Below are 15,915 nucleotides of genomic sequence, written 5' to 3'. Positions count from 1 at the left end.
GTTGCTATAGTAGTTGCTTGATAAGTAGCACAATCATCAAGATTTTCATGGCGTTAACCACAAGAGTAAAGCTAAGGGGAAACAAGAATAGTAGTCTGACTCGAAATCAAGTTATTATTTCTTTATTGTTAATTTGGCTTTTTAGTTTTGGATGCGATCGCATTTGGTTCAGTTTAGATAATACCATACCTGCGTGGGATCCTTCTGAATATTTGAATGGGGTGACGGTTTATCAAGATGCGTTGAGAAATCCCCGATGGTTTGATGGTGCATGGTGGCGGGAATTTTGGCTACTCTCGAATAAAGTACCGCCTTTAATGTATATTATTACTTCCCCTTTTTTTATGATTTTAGGGGGAAGTGTAGATCATGGAAATCTTGTTTTATCACTGTTTAATTTAATATTATTAATCTCTTTATTTTTATTAGGAAGATTATTTTTTAATGACAAAATAGCTCTATTTGCCTGTATTTTAATTCAGTTAATCCCTAGTTTATACTATTATCGTCTTGAATTTCTCCTAGATTTTCCCCTGACAGTTATCATTATTTTTAGTTTTACTTGTTTTAGTTATTGGTATTTTAATCATGGTAAATACTCTTGGTTGCTTAGTATTTTATCAGGAATTTCTTTCGGTTTAGGAGTCTTATTAAAACAAACTTTTGCTTTCTTTATTTTTATACCCATTACCTATAGTTTTTTCAATCTTCTTTTTCTTCGTCAGTGGCAAAAACTGACTCAATTACTTATTAGTTTTACCTGTGCAATTATTATTTTTTACCCTTGGTATCGCACCAATTGGTTATTAATTTTTACCTCTGGAAAAAGGGCAACTATAGACTCTGCTATCATTGAAGGAGACCCCCCTTTAAATACCCTTAAAGCATGGACTTTCTACGGGGAAATTTTACCTTATTTACTGTCATGGGTAGTTACATTATTTGCTTTATTTGGTCTAGTTTATTTAATTGTTAAATATTTTAGTTTAAAATCCTCTAAATATAAAAATATCTGGTCATTTTTAGGAAGCAATTTTTATCAAAATCAACGCCATCAAAAAGAAACCATTAAAGTAACTATATGGTTGGGAGTATATCTAATAGGTGGTTATCTATTATCCTCATTAAATATTAATAAAGATATTCGTTATATATTACCTTTAATACCAGTATTAGCTTTAATTATTTCTGCTTTAATTTATAGCTATCAAGGAAAAGGAAAACGGATTATAAAAATAGTATTAGTCTTTATTTCTATTCTCTTAATGATGTTTAATTATTTCCCTTTAGGAGGTAATTGGTTAACGGCAAAACTTAGTCCTAAAATGCAAAATTTTCCCTATATGGGAAAGCCATGGGCAACCCCTGAAATTATCCCTGCCGCTATAGAAACAACTCCTTATTTAAGGGCAAATATAGGAGTTTTACCTTCTACTCCTGAAATTAACCAACATAATATTTCCTTTTATGGTTCAATTCCTCGTTTTAAAGTATTTGGCAGACAAGTAGGCACAAATGAAAAATTTATCCCTCAAGATATTAATTCAATGGATTGGTTTTTAACTAAGACTGGTTATCAGGGTTCAATTCCAGACTCTCAAAAAATAATTGTTAATCAAGTAGAAAATAATGGTCAATTTACTTTAGTAAAAAATTGGTCTTTACCTGATGATAGTCAATTAAAATTATATTATAAAAAGTTACCAAGCAATGAAGTAAAACCTCTTAATACGCATAATAGTAAACTTAATTTAGTGGAAATAAATATTCCTCCAATATTTAAACAAGGTGTAAAGATTCCCGTTAGTTATCAATGGTCTGGCTCATGGGATAATTTAGTTAAAGGAATTCTCATTTTAGACTGGCAATCTGTGACTAATCCTCAACAAAAATGGACTCATGATCATGCTTTAGCAATGGGTAATTTACACTCTTTAAATATTGGTAATTTTGATAGCAGTAAAGATTTTTTAATCACAGAAAATACGGCAATGTTTGTGCCTAATAATATGCCTGATGGAGACTATATTTTAAAAGCGACTTATTTAGATAAAAAAAATGGAGAAAGTTATCCTCTTTCTTTACCTAAGATAGTAGTTAAAGTTGCTCAAAATTCTCCTCCTATTCCAACTGATAGCGAGTTAGATTTAATCAGTCAATTAAGGATATTTGCCCCCAATTTATCTCAAGGTATTGAAGGTTTAGATCCTGTTTTCGCTCAAGTTGGTAGAATTAATCAGTATGATCCTACCCAAGATTATCTGAAGGCTGCACAAAAGGCAATGAAATATCGACTTCAACAAGAGGAAAATATTAATTATCTTTATACCCTTCTTCTTGCTCAAGTGTTACAACAAAATGTTGAAGGTGCGATCGCATCTGCTCAGGAATTAGTTACAATAAATCCAGATAATGCCTTTAACCATGCTTATTTAAGTTTCTTGTATCTCTATGATTGGCGAGGAAAAGAAGGAGAAAAAGCTTTAAAACCGGCTTTAGAATTGCAACCAGAGGTAAAAGAGTTTCAATACTTAGAAGGAATTAGCGCTTTGATGCAGGGCAATCTATTAAAAGCATGGCAAATTTACCAAAACATAGTTTCTCAAGATGTTTTTTAAATCATTTCTATTTTTTATACTGACAAAGTTTACAATTTGATGTTACGAAAAACTCTTACCTGTTGCCCGTTGCCTATTGCCTATCTTTAACTTAGATTTAGTTGTAACTTTCCAAAGTCTGATAAGTTGTCGTTAAAAATTGGATAGTTTCTTGAGTGGGTATTGGTTTGGAGAAAAAATAACCTTGAGAATATTCGCAATTTAAGTTTTTCAGTTTTTCTAAATCTTCTTTTGTTTCACAACCTTCGGCTATTACTTTCATTTTTAATTTGTGGGCTAACAGAATAATTATCTCTACTAAATCTGCATTTTTTTGATTATTATTACTATTACGAATAAAACTGCGATCAATTTTTAAATAATCGACAGGAATAGTATGCAAATAACTTAAAGAAGAATAACCTGTACCAAAATCATCTAAACTGATTTTTATTTTTCTCGCTTTAAAATCATTAAGAATATTAATCGCTTTTTCTATATTTTCTATTAATGCACTCTCGGTAATTTCTATTTTTATATACTCTGGATTTATGCCTGTTTTTTCAATAATATCATCTATATCTCTAAGTAAGGAATGATGAGAAAATTGATAGGGAGACAAATTAATACTAATATAAAGAGGATGAGAAAATTTTTCTTGCCAAATAACTTGCTGTTGACAGGCTTTTTCAAACACCCATAATCCCACTGTTGTAATTAAACCAGATTCTTCTAAACAGGGTATAAATTCAAAAGGAGAAATCATCCCCCTTGTAGGATGTTGCCAACGAATTAAGGCTTCAAAACCATAGGTTTTTTCTTTGGATAAATCGATTATCGGTTGATAAAAAACTGTAAATTGTTCTTCTTTAATAGCTTTTCTCAAATCTAATTCTAACTGTAATCTTTTTTGTGCTATTTCTCTAATACTACTATCAAAAATATAATATTTATTCTGTCCTTTTTGCTTGGCTTTATGTAAAGCTGTATCAACATCTCTTAACAACTCTAATTCTTGTTTATAGTTTTTATCTGAAAAAACAATCCCTAAATTGCAATTAACAAATATCTCATATTCATTTACCTTAAATGAATTTCTAAAACTATTTAAAATAGACTCTGTAAATTTAATTATTTCTTCCTTATTTTCCCTTTCTCTTAATAATAAATAAAAATTATCCGCTCCCATTCTGGCAATAAAATCTTTTTCTCTTAAACATTTCTGAATGTGTAATGCTATTGTTTGTAAGAAGCGATCGCCTATTTCGTGACCCAAAGAACTATTAATAAGACTAAAACGACTAAAATCTAATTGAATTAGGGCAAAAAGAGAATTAGTACCCATAATACTTTTAATTTCTTCAACCAACGCAACCTTGCTAGGTAAACCAGTCAGACTATCTACCATAATCATTTTTTCCAGTTGAGCTGTACGCTCTTTCACCTTTTCCTCTAAAATAGAATTGGCTTTTTGTAATTCTTGATAAAGGGTGCGGATGGTCAAATGATTTTTAACTCTTGCCTGTACAATATAAGGATTAATCGGCTTAATTAAATAATCGACTGCACCAATTTCTAAACCTTTCATTTCATCGTCAATTTCACCCAAAGCCGTAACAAAAATAATCGGAATATCCTTTGTTCTAAAATTATTTTTAAGCTGTTGGCAAACTTCATAACCATCAATATCTGGCATCATTACATCGAGGAGAATTAAATCTGGTTGGGGATGCTTTTGTGCAAGTTCGATCGCTTTTTGCCCATTAGTTGCCGCAATAATTTTGTAAAATTTTCCCAGTATTTCCATCAAGATATGTATATTTTCTGGTTGATCATCTACTATCAATATCTTTTGGGCATTATTTCTCTGATTAAAAGACACCACATAATTCTCCCATTTTAATCTTATTTACTTCTTTTCCGATGTCGCTTTCTTTGTAGGTATATATTTTATTTTTTTATGTTACCTATATTTTATTTTATCATGCAATTAATTATTAATTATTGTAGTGAATAAATAATGTCACCAAGAATTAACTAAACTTATTTACTGCACACTTTTCTCTTAAATACATTATAGAACCACCACACCAAAAATAAATGCAAACTTATAATTAATTAATATTATAACAAGATATTTAATAGTATTTAGAGTAAGCAGATATTTATAGATAGTAGGTAATTAAAAACAATTAGCATTTGTTGTTTAAGATTGTTTATCAGGGCAAATTATTATTAACTATTTTTTTATTTAAAGATAGATTAAGTAATTTTAAATTTATTAACCTAAAGAATTTTTAACAATCATCATTATGAATAAGTAGCGAGGATAACATTATATTCTATAGTAATTAAAGTAACTCAGATATTTTTATTTATTGAAAATTTCTACTGTCATAGTCTCTTCAAATAATGTCATATAAACTGATATTTGCTATGGCTTTAAATAAAATATCTTCAAATATTAATATGATCACATCTTAACTTTTGTTTAAGGAAAATAAAATATTTTCTTAAGGAAAAATCAATGCACAAAAAGTAAAATTAGATAGAATAAAAGCAATTACAAAAATAATAGAGAAATTCATGGTTCAATCAATAGAAAAATCTGTAGCATTAAGTACAGAAGAATTAAAAAAAATAGATGCTTACTGGCGTGCTTGTAATTATTTAGCCGTTGGCATGATTTATCTACAAGATAATCCTTTACTTAAAGAAACTCTCAAACCTGAACACGTAAAAAATCGTTTATTAGGTCATTGGGGTTCTAGTCCGGGGTTAAGTTTTGTTTATGTACATTTAAACCGTTTAATCAAAAAATATGATCTAAATATGGTTTACTTAGCAGGACCTGGACACGGTGCTCCTGGTATTCTTGCCCCCGTTTATCTTGAGGGTACTTACTCAGAAATTTACACCGATAAAACCCAAGATGAAGCGGGAATGCACAAGTTTTTTAAACAGTTTTCTTTCCCCGGACATATCGGCAGTCACGTCACCCCAGAAACTCCTGGTTCAATTCATGAAGGAGGAGAGTTAGGTTATTCGGTTTCCCATGCTTACGGTGCAGTTTTAGATAATCCTGACTTAATTTCTGTGGTAATGGTGGGAGATGGTGAATCAGAAACAGGTCCTTTAGCAACGGCTTGGCACTCTAATAAGTTTATTAATCCTATCCGTGATGGTGCGGTGTTGCCCATTTTACATCTTAATGGTTACAAAATTGCTAACCCCACTATTCTCTCTCGTATTTCCCATGAAGAGTTAAAGGCATTATTTGTTGGTTATGGTTATGAACCCTATTTTGTGGAAGGAGATGACCCCATGATAATGCACCAAAAAATGGCGGAAGTGTTAGAAGAATGTATTGGTAAAATTAGGCTTATTCAAGAGGAAGCTAGACGCACAGGAGTACCAAAACGTCCTAGGTGGCCTATGATTGTTTTTCGTTCTCCTAAAGGTTGGACTGGTCCTAAAACCGTTGATGGTCGCAAAGTAGAGGGGTTTTGGCGATCGCACCAAGTACCTATGGGAAATATGCACAGTAATCCCGAACATTTACAGATGTTAGAAGCGTGGATGAAAGGCTATAAACCAGAAGAGTTATTCGATGAAAATGGTACTTTAATCCCCGAACTGCAAGAATTGGCCCCGAAAGGCGATCGCCGTATGAGTGCCAATCCCGTTGCGAATGGTGGTTTATTACGCCAAGATTTAAACTTACCTGATTTTAAAGATCCTAAATATGTCATCGATGTCATTGAACCGGGCAAAATAGAAGTAGAAAACACCAAAGTTATGGGTAACTTTTTACGGGATGTAATGGCAAAAAACATGACCACCTTCCGAGTCTTTGGTCCTGATGAAACCGCTTCTAACCGCCTAAATCCTATCTATGAAGTATCGAAAAAAGTTTGGATGGCAGACTATCTACCTGAAGACCAAGACGGTGGCGAATTGTCTCCTGATGGTCGTGTGATGGAAATGTTGAGCGAACATACTCTGCAAGGATGGCTAGAAACCTATCTTTTAACAGGTCGTCATGGCTTATTCCACACCTATGAAGCCTTTGCCCATGTGGTGGATTCTATGTTTAACCAACACGCTAAATGGTTAGATATATGCAAAAATAAAGTACCTTGGAGAGCACCTGTATCATCTCTTAATATTTTACTTTCTTCCACTGTTTGGCGCCAAGACCATAATGGTTTCTCTCACCAAGACCCCGGATATGTGGATTTAGTAACCAACAAGAGTGCTGATGTGGTAAGGGTTTATTTCCCCCCTGATGCCAACTGTTTACTCAGTGTGACAGATCACTGTTTACGCAGTAAAGATTATGTCAATGTCATTATTGCCGACAAACAAAAACATTTACAGTATCTCAACATAGAAGAGGCAGTAAAACACTGTACCAAAGGAATTGGTATTTGGGAATGGGCTAGTAATGATGATCAAGGCACTTCTGCGGATGATCCTGATGTCATCATGGCTTGTTGTGGAGATGTTCCCACTATGGAATCTTTAGCGGCAACGGCAATTTTAAGAAAAGAATGTCCTGAACTCAAAGTTCGTTTTATCAACGTAGTGGACTTATTCAAACTTCAAGATGATAGCGAACATCCTCATGGTTTGTCAAAAATTGACTTTACAACTCTGTTTACAGAAGATAAACCCATTATTTTCAACTTTCACGGTTATCCTTGGTTAATTCATAAATTAGCCTACCGTCATGTCAGAGAGAGCGATCGCCTCCATGTCAGAGGATATAAAGAACAGGGTAACATTAACACTCCCTTGGAACTAGCTATTCAGAACCAGATCGATCGCTTCAATTTAGTGATTGATGTAATTGATCGTGTTCCTAAACTTGGTTCTCGGGCGGCATATTTAAAAGAAAGAATGAAAAATGAAATCATCGATCATTTAAACTATGCTCATACCCATGGTATCGATAAACCTGAGATGACTAACTGGAAATGGCCTTATTAAGAAAAAAGCGAGAGGCAAAATTTTGAGTTCGGAGTTCGGAGTTCGGAGTTCGGAGTTAAAAGTAATAATTATTGACAAAAAAGCTGAATAAATTGATTTTAAATGAGTTTTTCCTAAATTTAATAATTTTTTATTCCAAAATTGGCTCGATGATAACTCGAGGGCGCTTTATTTTTCGATACTTTTTTCATCGAACTCAGGTATGGTTAGGTTTCAGGTTGCTGGTTGCAGGTTTTAGGTTTAATTTTCTAATCAAATTGTTTAGTTAATCTAAAGATTGAAAATAATAAAATCAATAAAGATGTGTTTTTTATCAATTCTTTAACCTGATACCTGACACCTTTCCAAAACCGAAAATTCTATATCGAACTCAAGTCAAGTCCCAAATAAAACTAAGCTGTTACAGCAGACTTTTGTCCTTCTACCAAGTTGCGAATTGACTCCAAGAATTTTTGTTCAATATAAGGTTTAGTAAAGTAAGCATTTGCCCCCAAATGAGTCGCTAGTTTGCGGTGCTTATCATTACTACGAGAGGTTAGCATCGCAACTGGTACTTTGTTAAATTCAGGATAGCGTCTTCTTTGTCCTAGGAACTCAAAGCCGTTCATGTTAGGCATTTCAATATCGCAGATAATTAAGTTTACACTTAAACCCTGTTGCAATTGTTCGATCGCATCTTTTCCATCTTTTGCCTGTACCACTCGATAACCTGCTTTTTCTAAAGAAAGAGCCAAAGTTCGTCTCATAGCCGCACTATCATCGACAACCAAAACCGAAGACACTTGGAAAGATTGAGACTGCACAACATTATCTGTAGAAGAAGCAACCCGACGAGGTGCAACTGTTCCCCCAGAACTCACCTGTAAATAATTAGCTAATAAAATAGTTGTGTTGATAACAGGAATTAACGTACCATCCCCTAAAATTGTACAACCATAAGTGTAACTAGGTGCTGTCAAAGCCTTACCGAAAGGTTTAATAACTAATTCTTGTTCACTCACTAGGTGATCAACTTCCATAGCGAATAACTCTTGTCCTAAATTAATTAATAATAATGGTTTACCCCATTCTTCAGGAGTCGGCAAAATTTCTAAACTCTGATTGACACTAGCGGTGTTTGATAAATAGCAACGATATTCCAGTAAATCCGTTAAAGGATATATAGGTACAACTCTATGTTCATAGTGTAAAAAGCGTTTATTTCCTGAAATTTTAATTTGTTCATCTTCAGGCACTACAATTTCCACAATATTATCTGAAGGCAAAGCATAGAAATGAACTCCCGCCGACAATACTAAAAGTTTATCAATAGTTAAAGTAAGAGGTAGTCTGAGGATAAAAGTAGTACCAACATTAGGTTCAGAATCCACGCTGATAGTTCCTTTGAGCGATCGCAACTGAGAACGAACAATATCTAAACCAACCCCTCTGCCAGAGATTTCTGTGACTGCCGAAGCGGTGGAAAATCCCGGTTCAAAAATCAAATCTAGTAAATTTTCCTTGGTAATTACAGCTAACTGTTCAGAAGTTATTAACTGTTTCTCAACTGCTTTCTGACCTATTTTTTGTAAATTTAAACCCCCACCATCATCTCGAATTTCAATAATGGTTTGATTACCTTGATGATAAGCCTTAACTTCGATCGTACCCACATCAGGTTTATTTCTTTGTTTTCTCAATTCTGGGGTTTCAATTCCATGGTCAAAAGCATTACGAATCAAATGCACTAAGGGATCATATAATTTCTCTAATGCCGCCTTGTCAACTAATACACTTGTACCGCTAAGTTTAAGATTAACCTTTTTGTTATACTTCACAGACAAATCTCTGAGAACTCGAGGAAAACGATTGAGAATTTCCCCCAAAGGAAGCATTCTTGCCCACATTAATTCATCTCTGAGACGATTAAGCATTTGTCTTTGGTTTTCTACCGTCTGCCCCGACTGAGAAGCAAATAAACCAATATCGTCCACTGCCTCCTCTAACTGAATCATTTGTTCGATTAAACCTTGAGTAAGATTATAAAGATTGTCATAACGATCCATTTCCAAAGCATCAAAAGCAGAATGAAGACTTAAATCATCATCTTCGCTAGTTAATGAAGCAAGAGAAAAATTATTATTAGCGTTAACCTGTCCTCTTGGAGCGAATTTCTCAGGAGAAACGAGCATCTTATCAGATAAATCTCTTAAGTTATTTGCCATTTGTTGGAAATTAGCAAATCTTTCAATTAACTCTTTAACGGCATTTTGTAATTTGTTATTTTGTAGAGATAAACCATTACGATTGATAGATAACTCACCCATTAAGTTATTCATTCTCTCTAAGCGATCCAAATCTACTCTAATAGTTAAATTACTTTTTGGAGAAGGAGTTGCAGGTTTCGCCGTCGATGCTGGGGTAATAGATGTTTTTTCAGAAGAGGATTCTTCTTTTTTGGAAATTCCTTTTATTTGTTCTGAGGATTTTAGCCCCGGTAACTTATCGTATATATCCGCAATTGATTGAATTGTTTGCTCAATGTTTTCCCCTTTAGCACTCAAGAGAACTTCTCTTTCTTCGGGAGAAAGATTAATAATAGTTTGTTTATGAGTCTCTTTGGGAGTTTTAGCTTCTATGGGTTGTTTTTCTTCCTCATCAGTAGAATTTTGCTCTGTTGTTGAGACATGAGACGATTCTTCATCTTCAGGAGGAAGGGTAAAAATATCTTCTGGTTGATCATTGATGGTATTTTGATCTTGAGCAATAACTTCTTCAGGGGTTGTGCTTTCTTCTACCTGATCAACTTCAACGAGATTATTTTCTAAGGGTAATTCCACATTGGAGAAAATTTCACTCAAAGATAATATATCTTCTTCCTCTGATTCTTCATCAGCTTCAATTAAACTAAAATCAGGATTGGCAAACACATCATCAAGGGGAAGGGGGCTATCTTCTGATTCTTCTGGAGTGTTAACTAAGTTACTATCATCAGCAACAAAAACATCATCCAGACTGGGAATAGTGTTATTTTTATCATTTTCAAGGGCCAATTCAGAAGCGTTGGCAAGGAGGTTGATTTCTTCCTCGCTAAACTCAGAGGCAAAAATTTCCTCTAGGTTGGGAGTTTCATCGTCATCATTATCAGCAATTCCTTGATCTAATGCTTCTAACTGACTAGGATCAAAATCTAGCTGGAAAACATCTTCTAAAGGAGGAATCGTGGTGTGAGTATCTTTATCAATGGCGGGGAAAATTTCTTCAGGAGTAGATAGCACTTCTCCAAAAACTTCATTTAAAGAAGGTTCATCTTCGGTAATATCGTCAGAGTTATCAAGGAAGAAAATATTATCTTCCGCTTCTAGGTTATTATCTCCTTGTGCTAGGCGTTTTAATTCTTCGCTAGGCTCTCCCCCACGGGTGCGATCGCCTCCTAGAACTACATCTCTTGCTTTTTCTGCATCTCGAATAATAACATTGATGATTGTTAAAATATGATCGGGATTAGTCTCGGCGGCCTGTAAACCCAATTGGGCAATTTCCGCAAATCCGGGTAAATTCAGCATTTCGCCAAATCCACAAAAGACTTCTAGGGTAGCTCGTAATTCTCCACCTAAAGGTTGACTAGAGGGATTTTCTAGCACATTTTTCAACCGTTGCAATTCCTGTTCAACATCCACCTCAAACATTGATTGAACAATATCGACTCCTAAATCAGAAGATGAGGGAATATAATCGTCCGCACGATCCAAATATGCCCCTAGTTTAGTGCGAATTTTTGCCCAAATCTGGGATGCTTCCTCTAGGCTTTCTTGAGGTTGATAAGTACCTGTTTCCATTTGGGTTGTCAGAGCATTTTGCAGACAGTCAAATCCTTCCAATAACCAGCTTTCTAAGTCAGTATCTATATCAATATCGGGGTTATATAGAACTTTGAAAATATCTTCTAATTCATGAGATATAGTTTTTATGGCTTCTAAACCAACACTTGCCGCCCCTCCTTTGATAGAATGAGCCGCTCTCATCATTTCGTGAATTTTTGCGGTGGTACGCTCTTCCCGTAAGTTTAACAGCCCTGTTTCAATAGTCTGTAATAACTCTGGGGCTTCTTCGATGAAGAATCCATAGGCTTGATCACTTGTATCAATGGGTTTTTCTGTGGATTCGCTTACGGCAGTAGATATTTCCTCTGATGGTGTAATGGCAGATTCTCCTGCTAAAACTAATAAGTCTGTACTCGGTTCTCCCCCAGAGGTGCGATCGCCTTCTATCACTAAATGATGAGCTTCCTGTAAATTATCAATAAAGGCTTGAGTAATAGAGACAATTTGATTAGGGTTATTATTTAGAGCTTTATTTGCCGTTTCACAAATAGCCGTAAATCCGGGTAAGCCTAACATTTCACCAAAACCAGAAAACACCTCTATCTGCATTAAAAGAGTATCTTGCAAGTCGTTTGCATTCCCAGAATCTAACGCTTGTTGTAGATTGGCAATACCTTCAGGCACATCTACCTCAAAAATGGAAGTGGCAATATCAATGCCCAAATCACTAGAAGAAGGTAAAAATTCCTCCGATTTAGCTATTTCTTCCCCATATTCTGATTCAAAAACTTCCCATTGGGCATTTACCCTATCCATAGCGGATTTCTCGTCAAATTCTTGATTTTCCATTCTGGCAACAATGGCTTGACGGAGAGTTTGATAAATGTCTCTCAGATAGATTTTTCTCGCTTCATCAAGGGGTATATCGTCGTTAAACAAGGCTTTAAGACTTTTTTCTACTCTTAAGGCAATCATGCCAATTTCTTCTAAACCAGCACTGCGAGAACCTCCTTTGAGAGAATGTGCCGCCCTTGCTACCTCGTTAATATCATTAATATCTCTTGTCTGGAAAACAGTTTCCAAATTATTATCAATTAAAGCAATTAATTCTACGGCTTCCTCCATAAAAAATTTGTAAGATTGTGCCTGTAACTCTTTCTGTTGTATAGATATAGAGTCATCTTCTTGGTTATCTTCCCCAAAGATATTATCCATAAATATATCTAAATCTGGATAATTTTCTTCTTGGTTACTTTCACTGCTAAAGTTCGCAAAAATATCTTCTGTATGGTTTTCTTGTATTAAATTGCTTAAATCGGGTAATTCTTCTTGATGATCATTTTCGGGAGTAAAATTAAATTCATAATTATCAACAGAAACATCAAAAATATTTTCTTCACCTTCTTGATCAAAATTACTATTAATTTCTGATGCCAAATCAGCAAAATCTAAGAGGCTACTATCTTCGCTATTTTCTGAATCTGGATGAAAAAGGTTATCCCCTTCTACTAATTCTTCCAAATCTTCAGGGGCATTATGAGCTAATTTTTCTAACTCTGGGGAAGGTTTACCTCCTTGGGTGGAATTACCCGATAAAACATCATCTCTAGCTTGAATTAAATCGTTAATCAGGTATTTTACTATTTGTTTAATTTTGTGAGGATTTTCTGTAAGGGCGGCAAAGGTTGTATCAACAATGCTTTTTAAACCTTTCATGTTGCCGATTTCACTAAAACCAATTAACACCTCAAGCACAGGTGTAACACTTATTTTTAATTCTTCAGTGGTGCAAGTTTCTAAGTTTTCTTGTAATTGTTCAATAATTCTAGCAATATCAATTTCAAATAGTGATTCTACTATATCAACTCCTAAATCAGCAGAAGAGGGTAAATAATTGCTGTTGTCAATATCTCCTAGTTTATTTTCCAACTGTTGCCATACAGCTTCGGCTTCATCTTGCCACTGCAAGGAATAATTACCATCGCTTTTCTGCTCCTCAAGGGCATTTTTGAGACAATCAAATCCTGAGAGAAAAAGAGTCTCTAATTCATCGTTGACAATCACACTCTCATCAAATAAGGCTTTAATATAGTCTTCTAATTTATGCGCCATATCTTTAATGTTGTCTAAGCCAACACTAGCCGCGCCTCCTTTAAGAGAGTGAGCAGAACGCATTATATTATTGATATTATTGATACTTTTATCTTCTTTGAGAGATAATAAACCTGCTTCAATTTCATGAAGTAAATCTGGTACTTCTGCCATGAAAAATTGATAAACAGGATCTTCTACACTGACGGTATTTTGTTGGGTTTGAGCTATTTTGTGCAGAACTTTTGCTTCTACTTGTGCTTGATTATCTTCGGCTAAAGCTAGTAAGTTAGAACAGGGGTTTCCTCCAGAAATGCGATCGCCTCCTAGTACAATTTCTCTACTTTCTTCTAAATCTTGTACTAATAAACCGGCAATGATAATAGTTTTATCGGGATGTTTTTCAAAAGCCTGTTGTGTCATGGAAACAATTAAAGAAAAACCCGGTAAGTTAACCACTTCTCCCAATCCCTGTAAAATTTCTAAGGATTCTCTCAATTCTTGGGAAGGATTAAAACTTTCAGGAGAGGCAACCACTCCTTTTAAGCGACGAATTTCTTGGGCAATATCCACTTCAAACATAGAAGCCACTATATCAATGCCCAAATCCTCGGAGGAAGGAAGATAATCTTTCACTTGTTGTATCGCATTACCCAATTTTGCATCTAACTTTTGCCAAACTTCTTCCGCTTTATTTTGGGCTGAAGTGCGATCGAAATCTCCATTTTCCAGTTGTTGTTTTAGAGGTACAGCTAAACTATCAAATGCTTCTAAAAATAAATCTTCTAATTCGGTATCTATAATCAAATCTTCATTATATAAAGCCTTCAGATAATCTTCTAATCTGTGGGCAATATTTTTTATCCCTTGTAAGCCAACACTAGCCGCCCCACCTTTAAGAGAATGAGCGGCCCTCATCATCCCATGAATGACTGCGACTCTTCTATCATGGTTCAAATTAAGTAAACCGTTTTCTATTTCTTGTAATAGTTCTGGGACTTCATCAATAAATAATTGATAGGCTTGATTAAGTGAATTCATGACAACTGGTAGGGATAGTTTTGCTTTTACTTTAATATTAGTTTAACAATGAAACTTCTTTGATCATAAATTTAACAAAACAAAAACCTGATAAATCTCCAAAACCGATTAGACAACAAAAAACACCCCCTAAATTAATAGAGAGTGCCTTTTGCTTATTTATTTAATTGTTTTGATTTTTCAACCTATACAACTTATCCGTTGATTACAGGAGCAGATACAGGCTCTGCACTTGCTAAGTCTAAGGGGAAGTTGTGAGCATTACGCTCGTGCATTACTTCGATACCGATGTTTGCACGGTTTAATACGTCTGCCCAAGTTCCAATTACATGACCTTGGCTATCTAAGATAGACTGGTTGAAGTTGAAACCATTTAAGTTGAATGCCATGGTAGAGATTCCCATTGCTGTGAACCAAATACCGATTACAGGCCATGCACCTAAGAAGAAGTGTAACGCACGGCTGTTGTTGAATGAAGCATATTGGAAGATCAAACGACCGAAGTAGCCGTGAGCCGCTACGATGTTGTAGGTTTCTTCTTCTTGACCGAATTTGTAACCGTAGTTTTGAGATTCGGTTTCAGTGGTTTCACGCACTAAGGAAGAAGTTACTAAAGAACCGTGCATCGCAGAGAATAAAGATCCACCGAATACACCAGCTACACCAAGCATATGGAAGGGGTGCATTAAGATGTTATGCTCAGCTTGGAACACAAACATGAAGTTGAAAGTTCCAGAGATACCTAAAGGCATACCATCAGAGAAAGAACCTTGTCCAATGGGGTAGATTAAGAATACAGCAGTTGCCGCAGATACAGGTGCAGAGTAAGCAACGCAGATCCAAGGACGCATACCTAAACGGTAGGATAATTCCCACTGACGACCCATGTAGCAAAATACACCGATCAAGAAGTGGAATACTACCAATTGGTAAGGACCACCGTTGTATAACCACTCATCTAAGGAAGCCGCTTCCCAGATAGGATAGAAGTGTAAACCAATAGCGTTGGAAGAAGGAACAACTGCACCAGAGATGATGTTGTTACCGTATAATAAAGAACCAGCTACAGGCTCACGAATACCGTCAATATCAACGGGAGGAGCTGCGATGAAAGCGATAATGAAACAAGTGGTTGCAGTTAATAAACAAGGGATCATTAACACACCAAACCAACCTACATATAAACGGTTGTTGGTAGAAGTGATCCACTGACAGAACTGCTCCCATGCGGAAAGCTGTTGTTGTTGCTGTAAAGTGGTAGTCATCTTATGATTACTTATGTATGAATTTTCGAGGTACGTTATGAATTAAGTGATTTCTCACTATAGCAAAATATTAACGTTTTTATGAAGTTTTGTCAAGGGGTTTTCAGTTTTTTTTGAAAATTTCTT

At 35.0% G+C, this 15,915-nt stretch carries 5 protein-coding genes; 2 read left to right on the top strand and 3 right to left on the bottom strand.

The features are described 5' to 3' along the window. Positions 1–47 precede the first annotated feature (47 nt). Positions 48–2,618: a glycosyltransferase family 39 protein gene (locus Dongsha4_RS12610; protein WP_330202722.1), complete on the top strand. Its 2,571-nt coding sequence runs from the start codon at positions 48–50 to the stop codon at positions 2,616–2,618. 97 nt (positions 2,619–2,715) lie between these two features. Here the strand turns inward: Dongsha4_RS12610 and Dongsha4_RS12605 are convergent, their stop codons facing one another. Next, on the bottom strand, positions 2,716–4,479 hold the full coding sequence (locus Dongsha4_RS12605; protein WP_330202721.1) for a two-component system response regulator: 1,764 nt from the start codon (positions 4,477–4,479) through the stop codon (positions 2,716–2,718). A 704-nt stretch (positions 4,480–5,183) separates the two neighbouring features. Here Dongsha4_RS12605 and Dongsha4_RS12600 point away from each other — a divergent pair. After that, entirely contained in the window at positions 5,184–7,589 is a 2,406-nt protein-coding gene (locus Dongsha4_RS12600; RefSeq protein WP_330202720.1) for a phosphoketolase family protein, read from the top strand. 392 nt (positions 7,590–7,981) lie between these two features. On the opposite strand, the gene Dongsha4_RS12595 is transcribed toward Dongsha4_RS12600, so the two are convergent. Both Dongsha4_RS12595 and psbA read right to left on the bottom strand, forming a co-directional pair. Then, positions 7,982–14,524 (bottom strand): Hpt domain-containing protein, encoded by a 6,543-nt coding sequence (locus Dongsha4_RS12595; RefSeq protein WP_330202719.1) that lies wholly within the window; start codon positions 14,522–14,524, stop codon positions 7,982–7,984. A 194-nt stretch (positions 14,525–14,718) separates the two neighbouring features. Beyond that, the gene (gene psbA / locus Dongsha4_RS12590) at positions 14,719–15,789 is read right to left on the bottom strand and encodes a photosystem II q(b) protein (RefSeq protein ID WP_015218695.1); all 1,071 of its coding nucleotides are present in this window, start codon (positions 15,787–15,789) and stop codon (positions 14,719–14,721) included. Between the last annotated feature and the right edge of the window lie 126 nt (positions 15,790–15,915).

Source organism: Cyanobacterium sp. Dongsha4 (assembly GCF_036345015.1).
GTDB lineage: Bacteria > Cyanobacteriota > Cyanobacteriia > Cyanobacteriales > Cyanobacteriaceae > PCC-10605.
The sequence above is the reverse complement of the archived record's forward strand: the minus strand, read 5'-3'. Positions and strand labels throughout refer to the sequence as shown.

Coding starts and splice junctions, on each gene's coding strand:
- Dongsha4_RS12610 (WP_330202722.1), top strand. CDS start 48: ATGGCGTTAACCACAAGAGTAAAGCTAAGGGGAAACAAGAATAGTAGT.
- Dongsha4_RS12600 (WP_330202720.1), top strand. CDS start 5,184: ATGGTTCAATCAATAGAAAAATCTGTAGCATTAAGTACAGAAGAATTA.
- Dongsha4_RS12595 (WP_330202719.1), bottom strand. CDS start 14,524: ATGAATTCACTTAATCAAGCCTATCAATTATTTATTGATGAAGTCCCA.
- psbA (WP_015218695.1), bottom strand. CDS start 15,789: ATGACTACCACTTTACAGCAACAACAACAGCTTTCCGCATGGGAGCAG.